This window comes from Streptomyces sp. NPDC101160 (genome assembly GCF_044768205.1).
Classification (GTDB): domain Bacteria; phylum Actinomycetota; class Actinomycetes; order Streptomycetales; family Streptomycetaceae; genus Streptomyces.
In genome coordinates this window covers 95,969-110,083 of the sequence record NZ_JBIWPJ010000012.1, presented here as the reverse complement: position 1 = coordinate 110,083, position 14,115 = coordinate 95,969, and the positions used below count along the sequence as shown (strand labels likewise).

The 14,115-nt window shown below is 72.9% G+C and carries 14 protein-coding genes; 5 read left to right on the top strand and 9 right to left on the bottom strand.

Features of this window, described 5'->3' with window-relative positions; all coding sequences use genetic code 11:
- Positions 1 to 28 precede the first annotated feature (28 nt).
- Positions 29 to 859: a TIGR03619 family F420-dependent LLM class oxidoreductase gene (locus ACIRSU_RS33405; RefSeq protein ID WP_403800364.1), complete on the bottom strand. Its 831-nt coding sequence runs from the start codon at positions 857 to 859 to the stop codon at positions 29 to 31.
- 92 nt (positions 860 to 951) lie between these two features.
- Between ACIRSU_RS33405 and ACIRSU_RS33400 the strand changes: the two genes are divergently transcribed.
- A complete protein-coding gene (locus ACIRSU_RS33400; protein ID WP_403800361.1) occupies positions 952 to 2,439 on the top strand; it encodes a CehA/McbA family metallohydrolase in 1,488 nt (495 codons plus the stop codon).
- Here ACIRSU_RS33400 and ACIRSU_RS33395 read toward each other — a convergent pair.
- A complete protein-coding gene (locus ACIRSU_RS33395; RefSeq protein ID WP_403800358.1) occupies positions 2,421 to 3,041 on the bottom strand; it encodes a hypothetical protein in 621 nt (206 codons plus the stop codon). The two genes, ACIRSU_RS33400 and ACIRSU_RS33395, sit on opposite strands and share 19 nt — an antisense overlap.
- Before the next feature lie 38 nt (positions 3,042 to 3,079).
- On the opposite strand from ACIRSU_RS33395, the gene ACIRSU_RS33390 reads away from it, so the two are divergent.
- Positions 3,080 to 3,838: a GNAT family N-acetyltransferase gene (locus tag ACIRSU_RS33390; RefSeq protein WP_403800355.1), complete on the top strand. Its 759-nt coding sequence runs from the start codon at positions 3,080 to 3,082 to the stop codon at positions 3,836 to 3,838.
- Here the strand turns inward: ACIRSU_RS33390 and ACIRSU_RS33385 are convergent.
- Positions 3,769 to 4,311 carry a GNAT family N-acetyltransferase gene (locus ACIRSU_RS33385; protein ID WP_403800352.1) on the bottom strand — a complete coding sequence of 181 codons (543 nt, stop codon included), beginning with the start codon at positions 4,309 to 4,311 and terminating at the stop codon, positions 3,769 to 3,771. The genes ACIRSU_RS33390 and ACIRSU_RS33385 overlap by 70 nt on opposite strands.
- A 78-nt stretch (positions 4,312 to 4,389) precedes the next feature.
- On the opposite strand from ACIRSU_RS33385, the gene ACIRSU_RS33380 reads away from it, so the two are divergent.
- Positions 4,390 to 4,608: a hypothetical protein gene (locus ACIRSU_RS33380; RefSeq protein WP_403800350.1), complete on the top strand. Its 219-nt coding sequence runs from the start codon at positions 4,390 to 4,392 to the stop codon at positions 4,606 to 4,608.
- A gap of 87 nt (positions 4,609 to 4,695) precedes the next feature.
- Here ACIRSU_RS33380 and ACIRSU_RS33375 read toward each other — a convergent pair whose 3' ends face one another.
- The 6 genes from ACIRSU_RS33375 to ACIRSU_RS33350 all read right to left on the bottom strand — a co-directional run bounded on the left by ACIRSU_RS33375 (position 4,696) and on the right by ACIRSU_RS33350 (position 12,843).
- Positions 4,696 to 6,261 carry an APC family permease gene (locus ACIRSU_RS33375; protein ID WP_403800347.1) on the bottom strand — a complete coding sequence of 522 codons (1,566 nt, stop codon included), beginning with the start codon at positions 6,259 to 6,261 and terminating at the stop codon, positions 4,696 to 4,698.
- Positions 6,262 to 6,488: 227 nt separating this feature from the next.
- Positions 6,489 to 7,961 (bottom strand): aldehyde dehydrogenase family protein, encoded by a 1,473-nt coding sequence (locus ACIRSU_RS33370; protein WP_403800344.1) that lies wholly within the window; start codon positions 7,959 to 7,961, stop codon positions 6,489 to 6,491.
- The gene (locus ACIRSU_RS33365; RefSeq protein WP_403800342.1) at positions 7,958 to 9,697 is read right to left on the bottom strand and encodes an amidohydrolase family protein; all 1,740 of its coding nucleotides are present in this window, start codon (positions 9,695 to 9,697) and stop codon (positions 7,958 to 7,960) included. The genes ACIRSU_RS33370 and ACIRSU_RS33365 overlap by 4 nt, the downstream gene beginning before the upstream one ends.
- Before the next feature lie 234 nt (positions 9,698 to 9,931).
- Entirely contained in the window at positions 9,932 to 11,056 is a 1,125-nt protein-coding gene (locus tag ACIRSU_RS33360; protein WP_403800339.1) for an LLM class flavin-dependent oxidoreductase, read from the bottom strand.
- A gap of 90 nt (positions 11,057 to 11,146) precedes the next feature.
- Complete coding sequence (locus ACIRSU_RS33355) at positions 11,147 to 11,908, bottom strand: SDR family NAD(P)-dependent oxidoreductase (RefSeq protein ID WP_403800336.1); 762 nt, start codon at positions 11,906 to 11,908, stop codon at positions 11,147 to 11,149.
- Between the two features lie 14 nt (positions 11,909 to 11,922).
- The gene (locus ACIRSU_RS33350) at positions 11,923 to 12,843 is read right to left on the bottom strand and encodes a TIGR03619 family F420-dependent LLM class oxidoreductase (RefSeq protein WP_403800335.1); all 921 of its coding nucleotides are present in this window, start codon (positions 12,841 to 12,843) and stop codon (positions 11,923 to 11,925) included.
- A 280-nt stretch (positions 12,844 to 13,123) separates the two neighbouring features.
- Here ACIRSU_RS33350 and ACIRSU_RS33345 point away from each other — a divergent pair, with 280 nt between their 5' ends.
- On the top strand, positions 13,124 to 13,594 hold the full coding sequence (locus tag ACIRSU_RS33345; RefSeq protein WP_403800332.1) for a DUF2690 domain-containing protein: 471 nt from the start codon (positions 13,124 to 13,126) through the stop codon (positions 13,592 to 13,594).
- Positions 13,595 to 13,626: 32 nt separating this feature from the next.
- On the top strand, positions 13,627 to 14,103 hold the full coding sequence (locus tag ACIRSU_RS33340) for a DUF2690 domain-containing protein (RefSeq protein WP_403800329.1): 477 nt from the start codon (positions 13,627 to 13,629) through the stop codon (positions 14,101 to 14,103).
- Positions 14,104 to 14,115 lie beyond the last annotated feature (12 nt).

The following is a 14,115-nucleotide window of genomic DNA, read 5'->3' as shown; positions in this document are numbered from 1 at the left end:
ACCGAGCATACGAGCGGGTCGATGCAGGTCACAGGTATCGGACGAAGTCGTCGAGAACACCGAGCACCTCCCGCTCGTCGCCCGGCGGCAGCTGGAGCACGACCTCCTCGCAGCCCAGCTCCTCGTAGTGCGCGAGCTTGCCGGGGGTGGGGAGGACCGCGTAGGGGACGACCTGGAGGGTCTTCGGGTCGCGGCCGGCCTGCTCCCAGGCCTCGCGGAGGACCGGGAGCGTCTCCGTCAGGCCGCGGCCGCCGACCGGCATCCAGCCGTCCGTGCGGGCGGCGATCTCGGCGAAGAGCTTCGGGCCGGCGGCGCCGCCGAGGAGGGTGCGCGGGGCGCCGCCCGCGGGCTTGGGCCAGGCCTCGGAGGGGCGGAGGGAGGGGCCGGAGGAGGAGACGTGGGCGGTGGGTTCGGGGGCCCACAGGGCGCGCATCAGGTCCAGGCGGTCGGAGGTGAGGGCGCGGCGGGTGGACCAGGTGACGCCGTGGTCGGCGGCCTCCTCGCGGTTCCAGCCGTAGCCGACGCCGAGCGTGAAGCGGCCGCCGGAGAGGTGGTCGAGGGTCGCGATCCGCTTGGCCAGGGCGATCGGGTCGTGCTGGGCGACCAGCGTGACGCCGGTGCCCAGGCCGAGGCGTTCGGTCACCGCGGCGGCCTGGCCGAGCGCCACGAAGGGGTCGAGCGTGCGCGCGTACTCCCGCGGGAGGGCGACGCCCGCCGGGTGGGCGGTGTCGCGGGAGACGGGGATGTGGGTGTGCTCGGGGAGGTAGAGCCCGGCGAAGCCGCGCTGTTCGAGCTCGCGGGCGAGGCGCACGGGCGTGATGGTCTCGTCGGTCAGGAAGATCGTGGTCGAGATCCGCATGGGGGCACGGTAGGGCGTGCGGCGGGCATTGTCTGCTGTTGTTCCCCTGCCCGGGGTTCCGACGTTCACGCGGCGCCCGGACAGTCGTCCGCATGACCACGGCCTCTCGCCGCGCCGTCCTCGTGACCGGCGCCGCCACCGCCCTTACCTTAGGCAGCGTGAGCTTCGCGCACGCCGCCGAGAACGGTGACGACCTCGTCCGCACCGTCACCGGCACCCTGCCGCCCGGCGCCCCCGACTTCGTCTATCTCCCCGTCGACCTCCCGCCGGGCGTCCGCGAGCTGCGCGTCGCCTACGCCTACGACCGCCCCGCCGTCCCCGCCGGCACCCAGGGCAACGCCCTCGACATCGGCCTCTTCGACCAGCGCGGCACCGCCCTCGGCGGCCGCGGCTTCCGGGGCTGGTCGGGCGGCGCCCGCACGGAGTTCTTCGTCCGCGCCGACGACGCCACGCCCGGCTATGTCGCCGGGCCGCTGCACGCCGGCACCTGGTACGTGGCCCTCGCCCCGTACACCGTGGCCCCGCAGGGGCTGACCTACACCGTGACCGTCACCCTGCGGCTCGGGCCCTCCGCGCCCACTCCCCGCCCGGCCTACCCGCCCGAGCGGGCCCGCGGCCGCGGCCGCGACTGGTACCGCGGCGACTGCCATCTGCACACCGTGCACTCCGACGGCCGCCGCACCCCCGCCGAGGTCGCCGCGCTCGCCCGCGCCGCCGGGCTGGACTTCATCGCCGGCACCGAGCACAACACCCACTCCGGGCACGGCGCCTGGGCCGGCAGCGCGGGCGACGACCTCCTGATCCTGCTCGGCGAGGAGGTCACCACCCGCACCGGCCACGTCCTCGCCCTCGGCACCGACCCCGGCACCTTCGTCGACTGGCGCTACCGGGCCCGCGACAACCGCTTCGGCCGCTTCGCCCGCGAGATCCGCCGCGCCGGCGGCCTCGTCGTCCCCGCGCACCCGCACGCCACCTGCATCGGCTGCGCCTGGCAGTTCGGCTTCGGCGACGCGGACGCGGTGGAGGTGTGGAACGGCCCGTACACACCCGACGACGAGGTCTCGCTCGCGGGCTGGGACGGGGCGCTCGCGGCGGGCCGCTGGACGCCCGCCATGGGCAACAGCGACGCGCACCGCGACCCCGACCGCGTCGGCACCCCGCAGACCGTCGTCCTCGCCGAGGAGCTGAGCCGCGAAGCGATCCTCGACGGGCTGCGGGCCGGACGCTCGTACGTCGCCGAATCCGCCGCCGTCTCCCTGGACTTCACCCTCACCGACGGGCGCGGGCGCTCCGCCGGGCTCGGCGAGCGCCTGACCGTCCCGGCCGACGCGCCCGTGACCGCCCGGCTGCGCGTCACGGGCGCGCCGGAGGGCGGCACGGTCCGCTTCGTCACCGACCAGGGCGTGCTGTTCACGACGCAGGCGCGGGACGGCGCCGCCGAGTGGACGACGACGGCCGCCAACGCCGCGTACGTACGGGCGGAGGTCCGCCACCCGGTCACCGCGCCGCCGCTCCCGGGCGCCCTGGCCGCCTTCACCAACCCGGTCTTCCTCGAAGCCGGTCAGCCCGCCGCCCGCTGACGCGCCGCCAGTTCGCCGTAGCCGCCCCGCTCCCACACCCGCTCGCGGAAGCGCTGGAGGGTGAGCGGGACGGTGTCCTCGCCGGGCACGCCGACGAGGTGGACGGTGCCGCAGCGGTGGCAGTACCAGCCGTGCGCCCACAGCTCCTCCGCCTGCTGCCGCCCACGGGTCCGCCGCGCGAACGCACCCCGGCGCCGGACCAGAACGAGGGTCGCCAGGACGGCGACGCACAGCGCGAGGCCGGAGACCCAGCCCAGGAAGGAGAGGTCGGGTCCCAGGCTGTCGGGCGTCCCGAAGTACGCCCCGTCGGGCATCTCCTCGAAGGCCCGCCCGACGAAGACCCAGCCCAGGAAGGAGCCGACCGCCACGAACCCCGCGAAGGCGGCGACGCCGGCCAGGCCGTGCGCCGGCTCCCTGGGCACAGGCGCCAGCGCGTCGGCGAGCGCGGTGGTCACCCGCCGCGTCACCGTCCGCACCTGCCCGTCGCGGTTCCGCTCCCGGCTCGTGACGGAGTCCCGGCCGGCCAGGTACGCGGCGGGCACCGCCTGCGTCAGGTCGTCCCGCCCGCAGCCCGGGCAGGCGCGGCCGCTGTTCGTATTCATGTTTCCCCCCGATGGTCGGTTTCCGTACGGTAACCGGCATGCTGACGCGCCTTGAGTCCTACTACGACTCCGTACCCCGATCCGCGGCCCGCGCCGAGGAGTTCGGGCCGCTCACCCTCTTCGTACGGGAGGGGGTCGGCTGGCCGTACTACGCGCGGCCCACGCTCGGCCACGCCGGCGAGGTGCCGGTGGAGACGGTGGAGAAAGTACGGGCCCGGCAGCGGGAGCTCGGGGTGCCCGAGGCGTTCGAGTGGGTCGCGGAGACGACGCCGGGGCTGCGGTCGGCGATCGAGGCGAGCGGGCTCGTGGTGCACGAGCACCCGCTGATGGTCCTGGCGGAGCCGGGGGAGGAACCGCCCGCACTGCCGGAGGGCGTCACGGTACGGATGGTGGGCGCCGCAGACGCCGCCCTGGAGTCCGCCGTCGCCGCCCCTTACGCCGCCTTCGGCGCCACCCCGACACCCGGCGTCGCCGACCAGGTCGCGGCCCGCCTCGACGCGGGCCTCACCCGCCTCGCCGCCGCCCTCGACGCCTCCGGCACCGCTCTGGCCGCAGGCCAGCACCAGCCCGTCGGCCGGGTCACCGAGGTCGTCGGCGTCGGCACCCGCCCCGAGTCCCGTCGCCGGGGCCTCGGCCTCGCCGTCACCGCCGCCCTGGTCGCGGACGCCCGCGCGACGGGCGTGGAAACGGTCTTCCTGACCGCCACGGACGAGACGGTGGCCCGCCTCTACGCCCGCCTGGGCTTCCGCACGATCGGCACGGCGCTGATCGCGGAGCCGGTGGAGGAGGCCGGATAGCCGTCGAACGCGGCGGCCACGACCGGCTCCCGCACCATCAGTACGTCGATCGGGTCCTCCGCCTCGACCCTGAAGCCCTCCCGCTCGTACAGGCGCCGGGCCGCGCTCCCCTGGACTACGGTCAGCCGGACCGGGGCCGACTCCGCGTCGGCCCGGGCGAGGAGCGTGCGCAGCACGGCCGTGCCGAGGCCGCGGCCCTGGGCCTCGGGGGCGAGGTAGAAGTGCTCCAGGTAGCGGCCGGGGCCGTGCGGGTACGGGCCGAAGGCCACGCAGCCCGCGAAGGCGCCGGCCAGTTCGATGACCGAGGTGTGCGCGGGGCGGAAGCCGTCCCGCAGCCGCTGCCGGACGCGCTGGTCGTCGTACCGGCCGAGCCGCGTCAGGTCGTCGCGCATGACGACCGCCTTCAGCTCGGCGACGGGCTCCACGTCCTCGTCCCGCGCGGGGCGGAGCGCCCACCCCTTCAATGCATTCATATTCCAAGCTTTGCATATGAATGCACACGGAAGGAAGGGGTGGCGTAACCACGCCCCGCCCTCCGGCGTTCTCGCGGCATGAAGAAGATCCTCACCGCCGCCGCCCTGACCGGCCTCGCCCTCACCGGCGGACTGTCCGCCGCCGGCACCGCCGCCGCCGACACCGCCGGTGCCAACCTGCCCTCCGTCGTCCCGCTCAGCGGCGTGCTCGCCCCCAAGGCGAAGCCCGCCTCGGCCGACCAGATGCCCGCGGCCAACAAGATGGTCGAGAACCTGCTCCCGGTCGGGAACGCGTAGGACGACGAAGGTGGCGGGACCCCCCACGGGCCCGCCACCTCGCCGTTTCCGTCACCGGCGTCCGTCACCGGACGGCCGAGGAGTCCATCAGTCCTCGACGACCAGCGACGGAGTCTCCTTGGTGAGCACCTCACCCCGGAAGAACGCGGGGCTCCTGCGCTGCATCACCAGCATGATCACCACGCCGAGCAGCAGCAGCCCGACGCCGATCACGAACACCGACCCGACGCCGAACACCGCGGAGCCGGAGCCGTAGGCCGGGTCCCACATGTCGTACAGCGTCTTGCCGAAGACCGCCGCGAGCAGGGCTCCGCCGAGCAGCGGGAACAGGCCCTTGAAGACCAGGTCGCGGGCGGAGCGGGTCAGCTCGCGGCGGAAGTACCAGGCGCAGGCGAAGGCCGTCAGCGCGTAGTAGAAGCAGATCATCAGGCCGAGCGCGTAGATCGTGTCGACGAGGACGTGCTCGCTGGCCAGGGTCATCACCGTGTAGAAGACACCGGTGGCGACGCCGGCCACGATCGTGGCCTTGCCGGGCGTCTTGAAGCGCGGGTGGACCTTGGCGTACGACGCCGGCAGCGCCTCGTACGTGGACATCGCCAGGACCGTGCGGGCCACTGGGATGAAGGTGGTCTGGAGGCTGGCGGCGGCCGAGGCGAGGACCGCGACGAAGAGCAGGATGCCGAGCGCGGGGCCCATGACCGGGCCGGCGAGGGCGGCGAAGACGTTGTCGGAGGTCTTCGGGTTGCCGAGGCCGAGGCCCTTGCCGCCGGAGCCGACGGCCATCTGGGCGGCGATGCCGGTGGCGAGGTACGAGCCGACCAGCACGACCATCGCGATGAGCGCGGCGCGGCCGGGGGTCTTCTCGCTGCCGATGGTCTCCTCGTTCGCGGTCAGGCAGGTGTCCCAGCCCCAGTACATGAAGATCGACAGGGAGAGCCCGGCGGTGAACGCGGCGAAGGACTGCACCGCGAACGGGTTCATCCAGGACCAGGAGAAGTGGACCGAGCTCTCGAAGGAGCCCGCCTTCGACAGCGCCATCCCGACGAACACGGCAAGGACGAGCAGCTGGAGGCCGACGAGCGCGTACTGCACGCCCTTGGTGGCGGTCATGCCGCGGTAGCTGATGGCGGTCGCGGTGCCGATCAGCGCCAGGCAGGTGACGATGTGGACGGCCTTGTTGTGGTCAAGGGCGGCGATCGACGGGTTGCCGCTGATCTCGCCGGCGAGCAGCCAGAAGTACGAGGTGGCGACGCCGGCCAGGTTGGAGAGCACGATGATCGTGGCGATCACCAGGCCCCAGCCGCACATCCAGCCGACCTTGGGGCCGAACGCCTTCACCGTCCAGGTGAAGGAGGTGCCGCAGTCCGGCATGGCCTTGTTCAGCTCGCGGTACGCGAACGCGACGAGCAGCATCGGCAGAAAGCCCGCGAGGAAGACGGCGGGCATCTGGAGGCCGACCTGGCCGGCGGTGGAGCCGAGGGTCGAGGTCAGGCAGTAGACCGGGGCGACGGTGGAGATGCCGATGACGGCGCTGCCGACGAGGCCGACGGAGTTGCCGCCGAGGCCCTTGCCGCGCATGCCGTCGCCGCCACCCTGTGCCGGGACGCCCCTCACCGTGTCTCCGGCCGGGGGCCGCACATCCACCTGAGTCATGAACTCGACGTTAAATGCTGCGATTTCCACATCTGGAAGATCGGAATCCGCTCAGCCGATCGATCATAGCCTTGCATTGCGCGGGTCGAATCGGACACCCGCCAATGATTGAAAGATCGACTAACGGAGCTGACCGATCAACCCTCCGCACCGAAACCTGGTGTCCGATATACGGAAACCGCAGCCGCGCCCGGAATGTCCGTTCCCGGATTTCCCTGTGACGTGCGTCACCCCGGCCAGACGACCGCCTGCAGCTCGCTGTAGGCGTGCAGCGCGTACGAGCCGACGTCCCGCCCGACCCCGCTCTTCTTGAAGCCGCCGAACGGCGCCTCCATGTTCCGGCCGATCGTGTTGATCCCGACCCCGCCGGCCCGCAGCCGCCCCGCCACCCGGAACGCCCGGGCCACGTCCCCGGACCACACGTAGTCGAGCAGCCCGTAGTCGCTGTCGTTCGCGAGCGCGATCCCCTCCTCCTCGTCGTCGAAGGGCACCACCACGACCACCGGGCCGAAGATCTCCTCCCGGACCACCCGCATCTCGTTCGTGCACTCCGCGAGCAGCGTCGGCGCCACGTAGAAGCCCTTCGCGAAGTCCGGCCGATCACCGCCCGCGACGACCCGCGCGCCCTCCTTCCGGCCCAGCTCCACGTACGACTCGACGCGGTCGCGGTGGGCCGCCGAGATCACCGGGCCGACCACCGTGCCGCGCTCCGCCGGGTCGCCGACCTTCAGGTAGCCGATGTAGCCCGCCAGCTTCTCGACGAGCCGCTCGTAGATCCCGCGCTGGGCGATCACCCGGGTCGGGGCCGTGCAGATCTGCCCGCTGTAGAAGGAGAAGGTCGTGCCGATCCCCGTCATGGCCGCGTCCAGGTCGGCGTCGTCGAAGACGAGCGCCGCGCCCTTGCCACCCAGCTCCATCAGCTGCCGCTTCATCGCGCGCCCGCACACCTCGCCGATCGCCTGGCCGACGGCCGTGGAGCCGGTGAAGGAGACCATGTCGACGGCCGGCGAGTCCACGGCCGCCTCGCCGACGGCGGGCGAGGCACCTGTGACCACGTTGACCACCCCGGCCGGGACTCCCGCCTCCGCGAGGGCGCGGGTCATCGCGTACACGGAGAGCGGGTCCTGCGGGGCGGGCTTCACGACGACCGTGTTGCCCATGGCGAGCGCCGGGGCGATCTTGCCGGCCGGGTTGGCCCACGGGTTGTTGTACGAGGTGATGCAGGTGACCACGCCCACCGGACGCCGTACCGCCACCGCCCCGAACACCCCGGCCCTCCCCATCGGCCCGGCCTCGTTGATCTGCGGCGGCAGCGCCTCCTCGACCGGCTCCAGGGCGCCGCGCGCATAGCGCCGGAAGCGGGCCGCGCCGACCGCCACCTGCATCCCGCGGGCCGTGGCCGTGGTCGCGCCGGTCTCGGCGCGGGCGAGGTCCGTGTTCCGCTCGGCGTCGCGGGCCATCAGGTCGGCGGCCCGGTCGAGGAGCGCGGCGCGCTCCTCCGGCTTCGTGCGGGACCAGGTGGCGAAGGCGGTACGGGCGGCCTCGGCGGCCTCGTACACCTGGCGCCTGCTCGCCTCCGGCGCGAGTCCGACGACCTCTTCGGTGGCCGGGTTGACCACCTCGTAGTGGCCGGCGTCGGGCTCGACCCACTCCCCTCCTATGTACAGCCGCTCCGTGATCCCGGAAGTCTCGTGGCTCATCGGGTGCTCACCGTCCTCGTGTCCCGGCCCGAGCGCAGCACCCGCCCGGGGATCGCGCCCGTCACCTCGTCGTCCCGCACCGTCTCCACGCCGTTGACCCGCACCGACACGATGCCGACCGCGCGCGAGTCCAGGCGCGGGCTGTCGCCCGGCAGGTCGTGGACCAGGGTCGCCGGGCCCGCGTCGATCCGCTCGGGGTCGAAGAGGACCAGGTCGGCGTGGAAGCCCTCGGCGATCCGGCCGCGCTCGCGCAGGCCGAAGAGGCGGGCCGGGTCGTCGCTGAGCATCCGCACGGCCTGCTCCAGCGGGACGAGCTTCCGGCCGCGCAGGCAGTCGCCGAGGAAGCGGGTGGTGTACGGCGCGCCGCACATCCGGTCCAGGTGGGCGCCCGCGTCGGAGCCGCCGAGCAGGACGTCCTCGTGCTGCCAGGTCTCGCGGCGCAGCGCCCAGGAGGCCGGGTCGTTGTCGGTGGGCATCGGCCACAGAACGGTCTTCAGGTCGTCGTTGGCGCAGATCTCGACGAGCGCCTGGAAGGGGTCCTGGCCGCGCTCGGCGGCGATGTCCTTCACGACCCGGCCGGTCAGGCCGCGGTTCTCGCGGCTGTACGTGTCGCCGATGACGTAGCGGCCGAAGTTCGCGAGCCGCCGGAAGACGCCGGCCTCCCTGGAGTCGGCGCGGCGCAGCATCCCGGCGCGGACGTCGGGGTCGCGGAGCTTCGCGATGCGCTCGGGGACGGGCAGGCTCAGGATCTCGCCCCAGCCGGGGATGAGGTTGAGGGCGCAGAAGGTGCCGAGCGACATGTTCATGGGCGTGAGGATCGGCATGGTGAGCGCGACGATCCGGCCGCCGGACTTGCGGGCCCGCTCGGAGGCGAGGAGCTGGCGCGGGACGCGTTCGGGGACGGTGGCGTCGATGGTGAGGACGTTCCAGTTGAGCGGGCGCCCGGCGGCGGCCGTCATCTCCACGAACAGGTCGATCTCGGCGTCCGAGAACTGGTCGAGGCAGCCGGCCAGGATCGCCTCGATCTGCGTGCCCTCGTGCTCGCCGACGGCGCGGGAGAGGGCGATCAGCTCGGCGGGGCCGGCATGGCGGGAGGCGACGGGGGCGCCGTCGCCGTCGGAGTGGGTCGAGGACTGGGTGGTGGACAGGCCCCAGGCGCCGGCCTCCATGGCCTCCTTGAGCAGCCGGACCATCTGCGCGAGCTGTTCCTCGCTGGGCTGTCCGCCGACCGCGTCCGGCCCCATCACGTACCGGCGCAGCGCGCAGTGCCCGACCATGAAGCCCGCGTTGACCGCGATCCGGCCGTCGAGCGCGTCGAGGTACTCGGCGAACGACGACCACGACCAGTCGACGCCCTCCTCCAGGGCGGCGAGCGCCATGCCCTCGACCTTCGACATCATCCGGCGCGTGTAGTCCGCGTCCTCGGGGCGGTCCGGGTGCAGCGGCGCGAGGGTGAAGCCGCAGTTGCCGCCGGCGACGGTGGTGACGCCGTGGTTCATGGACGGGGTGGCGTAGGGGTCCCAGAAGAGCTGGGCGTCGTAGTGGGTGTGCGGGTCGACGAAGCCGGGCGCGAGGACGAGCCCGGTGGCGTCCTCCTGCGTACGGGCCGGTTCGGTGACGGTGCCGGGCGCGGCGACGACCGCGATCCGGCCGTCGCGCAGGCCGACGTCTGCGGTGACGGCGGGGGCGCCGGTGCCGTCGACGACGGTGGCGCCCTTGATGAGGTGGTCGAGCATGGCGCTCCCTTTCCTGTCCGTGGACTGTCCGTGGGCGCGGACGTGGGCGTGGCGCGGACGTGGGCGTGGACGTGGGCCTGGGCGCGGGTGTGCCCCGGCCGGAGGCCGCCGCGGAAACGGTCTCCGGCCGGGGCCGGTACGGGGTGGCGGTCCGGGAAGACGCCGCCCCGTGCTCGTAGGTCAGCCGTGACGTCGGCTGTCCTGCGTCAGCCGCCCTGCGTCAGCCGCCCTGCGTCAGCTGCCCGCCGACTGCCGGAATCGCGTCGTCCGGTGCACCGGGTCCGTGTCGATCTCCGGGATGACGTGCTCGCCGATCAGCTTGATCGTGTTCATCGTGTCCTCGTAGGAGATGCCGATCGGCAGGCCGAAGGACAGCTGGTCGGCGCCGGCCTGCTCCCAGCGCCGGCACTGGGCGAGGACCTCGCCCGGGTCGCCGCAGATCATCAGCTCCTCGGCGATGAGGAGTTCGATGATCTCGGCGGAGTACTCGGGCAGCAGCTCGGGCCACTCCGGGATGCCCTCGGGCCGCGGGAAGGTGTCGTGGTAGCGGAAGAGGAGGGACTGGAGGTAGTTGAGGCCGCCGCCGACGGCGATCTCGACGGCCTTGTCGTGGGTCTCGGCGCAGATCGCGGTGGAGGTGACCATGACGTTGTCGTTGACGAAGTCGCCGACCGCCTTGGCCTCCTTGATCGCGGTCTTGTAGGACTCGACGACCCACTCCATGTCGGAGACCTTCTGGACGCTGAAGCCGAGGACGCCGAGGCCCTTCTTGCCGGCCATGGCGTACGAGGACGGGGAGCCGGCCGCGTACCACATGGCGGGGTGGGACTTGCCGTACGGCTTGGGGAGCACCTTGCGCGGCGGGAGCGACCAGTGCTTGCCCTGGAAGCCCTCGTACTCGTCCTGGAGCCACATCTTGGGGAACTCGGCGATGGTCTCCTCCCAGATCTCCTTGGTGTGGTTCATGTCGGTGATGCCCGGCATGAACCCGAGGATCTCGTGGGAGCCGGCGCCGCGGCCGGAGCCGAACTCGAAGCGGCCGCCGGAGAGGTGGTCGAGCATGGCGACCTTCTCGGCGACCTTGACCGGGTGGTTGACGGGCGCGAGCGGGTTGAAGATGCCGGAGCCGAGGTGGATGCGCTCGGTGGCGTGGGCGAGGTAGCCCAGGTAGACGTCGTTCGCGGAGAGGTGGGAGTACTCCTCCAGGAAGTGGTGCTCGGAGGCCCAGGCGTACTTGAAGTGGGACCGGTCCGCCTGGATGACGTACTCGGTCTCCTCCATGAGCGCCTTGTGCTCGGCTTCGGGATCGGTCTCGGCGCGCTTGCCGACGTATCCCTGTACGAAGATCCCGAATTCCAAGGAAGTTCACCGCCCTTGTGAGTTTCTGACGTTCCGTCAGATTCTTGGATGTGGTCCTGCGTGTCAATACCTGACGAAGCGTCAGATGAGTCAGAAGAGGCTGACGCCGGCCAGCCAGCCGCCGTCGATCACGAAGGGCTGCCCCGTGATGTACGACGACTCCTCGCCGGTCAGGAAGAGCGCGAGCGCCGCCACCTCCTCCGGCCGCCCGATCCGGCCCAGCGGCACGAGGCCGCGGTACAGCTCCGCCGTCGCCGCCGGGTCCACGCCCTCCGGGTTGCTCATCGCGGTGTCGATGGCGCCCGGACAGACCGCGTTGACCCGGATCCCCTTCCCCGCCAGCTCCAGGGCCGCGACCCGGGTGAGCCCGAGGACGGCGTGCTTGGTGGCGGCGTAGGCGCCGACGCCCGCCATGCCCGTGACACCGGTGTACGAGGCGGTGTTGACGATCGTGCCGCCGCCGGCCGCCTCGATCTCCGGGGCCACCGACCTGATGCCCAGGAAGCAGCCCACCTGGTTGACCTGCACGATCGCCTGGAACTCGGCCAGCGGCGTCGACACCAGCTCGTTGAAGCGCAGGATGCCCGCGTTGTTCACGAGCCCGTCGATCCGGCCGAAGCGCTCCTTGGCGCTCGCCACGGCCGCCGCCCACTCCGCCTCGCTCGTCACGTCCAGGTGGACGTACACGGCCTGGTCGGCGCCCAGCTCCTTGGCGAGCGCCTCGCCCCGGTCGTCCAGGACGTCCCCGAGGACGACCCGCGCCCCCTCGGCGGCGAAGAGCCGCGCCTCCTGCTCGCCCTGCCCGCGCGCCGCGCCCGTGATGACGACGACGCGCCCGTCCAGCTTGCCCATGTGCACCACACTCCTCAGTTCAGATGGGGGGCGACCTCGGCGGCGAACGCCGCCATCTGGTCGGTGAGTTCGGTGCGGCTGCGGGAGCGGAAGCGCACCTGGATCTGGTGCACGCCCATCTCGCCGTACGCGCGCAGCGACTCGGCCAGCGCCTGCGGCTTGCCGCTCAGGGTGCGGCGGCCGGCGTCCCAGCCGGGCTCGCCGACGTACAGCGCCTCGGTGATGGCGCCGACGGTGATCGGCGCCTCGATCCCGGCCTCCTCGCGCAGCCGCCGCAGCTTCGCGATCTGCTCGGGCAGCCGGCCGCGCGGGTCGCCCTGCGGCAGCCAGCCGTCACCCTTGAGCGCGGCGCGCCGCACGGCGGCGGGAGAGGAGCCGCCGACCCAGACCGGCACCCGGTCCTGGGCGGGCCGGGGCCGCTGCCCGAGGTCGCGGAAGGCGAAGTGCGGGCCGTCGTGCGCCGGGTACTCCGCGGGCCCGAGGGCCGCCCGGAGCGCGTCGATCGTCTCGTCGAGCACGCCGCCGCGCCCGGCGAAGTCGGCCCCGACCGCCTCGAACTCCTCCCGCACGTGCCCGGCCCCGACGCCGAGGACGAGCCGGCCGCCGGAGAGGTGGTCCAGGGTCGCGTACGCCTTGGCGGTGACCAGCGGGTGCCGCAGGCCCACGACGGCGACGTGCGAGAGCAGCCGGACGCGCTCGGTGGCGGCGGCGAGGTACGCGAGGGTGGCCACCGGGTCGTACCAGACGGTGCTCATCGCGGCGGCGAGCCGGCGCGGGATGGCGACGTGGTCGCAGCTCGCGACGTAGTCGAAGCCGAGGGCGTCGGCGGCGCGGGCGACCGCGAGCAGGTCAGCGGGCCCGGCGGCGGCCTCCCAGGACTCGGCGTAGAGGGTGCTCTGGGACTGGACGGGCAGCTGCATCCCGTAGACCACCATGGGGACTCCCTCGGGTCATTATCTGACGTGCCGTCAGTTGAGGCGACCGCCCCATGCTGTCCTCTGATGACCCGTCAGACAAGGGTCGTGACAGCCACCGCCTCGGCCGGCCCCTCCGGCCGCCCCCTCCGGCCGGGCCGCTCCTCACGGGAGCGGAGCGACCACAGCGGAGCCCGGCAGCGGACCAGGTGTGCGCATTCGTCCAAGACGACGGGCGGGACCGTGCCGCACCGTGATCACACCCCCCACGGTTGACCCTTCGCACGATCGGACCCCCTCCATGCGTACCCTCCTGCGCCGCACGGCCCTGGCCGGCACCTCCCTCCTCTTCGCCGCGGCCGGCCTCGTCGCCACCGGCGGTTCGGCCCAGGCCGCCACCTACGACGGCTGGGACCCGGCCAGCAGCGGCTGCGGTGGCATCAGCACCGTCTCGTCGGCCGCGATGACCGACCCGCACGGCAACCACCTGGGCACCCTTGAGCTGCGCTACAGCTCGGGCTGCCGCACCACCTGGGCGCGCATCACCATGGACTACACGCAGGGCGCCTGCGGCACCTCGTCGGCCGGCATCGCCTGCCCGAAGGGGTGGATCATCCGCAACTCCGACGGCGCCAGCTACTCCTGCACCGTGACCGAGGGCCACAGCTCCTGCTACACGCCGATGGTCAACGACGCCGGCGTCTCCTCGTACGCGCAGAGCTACACGGACACCGCGGGCGGCGACAAGTACACCCGCACCGCCAGCTACTGATCCGCCCGCCCCACACCCCCGGGAGAGAACTGATGCGTACCCTTCTGCGCCGCACCGCCCAGGTCGGCACCGCCCTCCTCTTCGCCGCGGGCGGCCTGGTCGCCACCGGCGGCTCGGCCCAGGCGGCCACCTACGACGGCTGGGACCCGGCGTCCACCAGCTGCGGCGGCACCACCAGCACGGTCTCGTCGGCGAGCCTGAACGACCCGTACTTCGGCACCTACCAGGGCACGATCGAGCTGCGCTACAACTCGGGCTGCCGCACCACCTGGGCCCGCATCACCCTCGACTACACGCAGGGCGCCTGCGGCAACGCGTCGGCGGGCCACGCGTGCGCCCAGGCGACGGTCATCCGCAACTCCGACGGCCGCAGCTACTCCTGCACCGTGTACGCCGGCTCCAGCTCCTGCTACACGCCGATGGTGAACGACGCGGGCGTCTCCTCGTACGCGCAGGGCATGGTCGACGGCGCCGGCGGCCTCAAGTACACCCGCACCGGCAGCTACTGATGCCTTGAGCCC

Coding starts and splice junctions, on each gene's coding strand:
- ACIRSU_RS33400 (WP_403800361.1), top strand. CDS start 952: ATGACCACGGCCTCTCGCCGCGCCGTCCTCGTGACCGGCGCCGCCACC.
- ACIRSU_RS33405 (WP_403800364.1), bottom strand. CDS start 859: ATGCGGATCTCGACCACGATCTTCCTGACCGACGAGACCATCACGCCC.
- ACIRSU_RS33380 (WP_403800350.1), top strand. CDS start 4,390: ATGAAGAAGATCCTCACCGCCGCCGCCCTGACCGGCCTCGCCCTCACC.
- ACIRSU_RS33345 (WP_403800332.1), top strand. CDS start 13,124: ATGCGTACCCTCCTGCGCCGCACGGCCCTGGCCGGCACCTCCCTCCTC.
- ACIRSU_RS33395 (WP_403800358.1), bottom strand. CDS start 3,041: ATGAATACGAACAGCGGCCGCGCCTGCCCGGGCTGCGGGCGGGACGAC.
- ACIRSU_RS33390 (WP_403800355.1), top strand. CDS start 3,080: ATGCTGACGCGCCTTGAGTCCTACTACGACTCCGTACCCCGATCCGCG.
- ACIRSU_RS33365 (WP_403800342.1), bottom strand. CDS start 9,697: ATGCTCGACCACCTCATCAAGGGCGCCACCGTCGTCGACGGCACCGGC.
- ACIRSU_RS33385 (WP_403800352.1), bottom strand. CDS start 4,311: ATGAATGCATTGAAGGGGTGGGCGCTCCGCCCCGCGCGGGACGAGGAC.
- ACIRSU_RS33350 (WP_403800335.1), bottom strand. CDS start 12,843: ATGGTGGTCTACGGGATGCAGCTGCCCGTCCAGTCCCAGAGCACCCTC.
- ACIRSU_RS33370 (WP_403800344.1), bottom strand. CDS start 7,961: ATGAGCCACGAGACTTCCGGGATCACGGAGCGGCTGTACATAGGAGGG.
- ACIRSU_RS33340 (WP_403800329.1), top strand. CDS start 13,627: ATGCGTACCCTTCTGCGCCGCACCGCCCAGGTCGGCACCGCCCTCCTC.
- ACIRSU_RS33375 (WP_403800347.1), bottom strand. CDS start 6,261: ATGACTCAGGTGGATGTGCGGCCCCCGGCCGGAGACACGGTGAGGGGC.
- ACIRSU_RS33355 (WP_403800336.1), bottom strand. CDS start 11,908: ATGGGCAAGCTGGACGGGCGCGTCGTCGTCATCACGGGCGCGGCGCGC.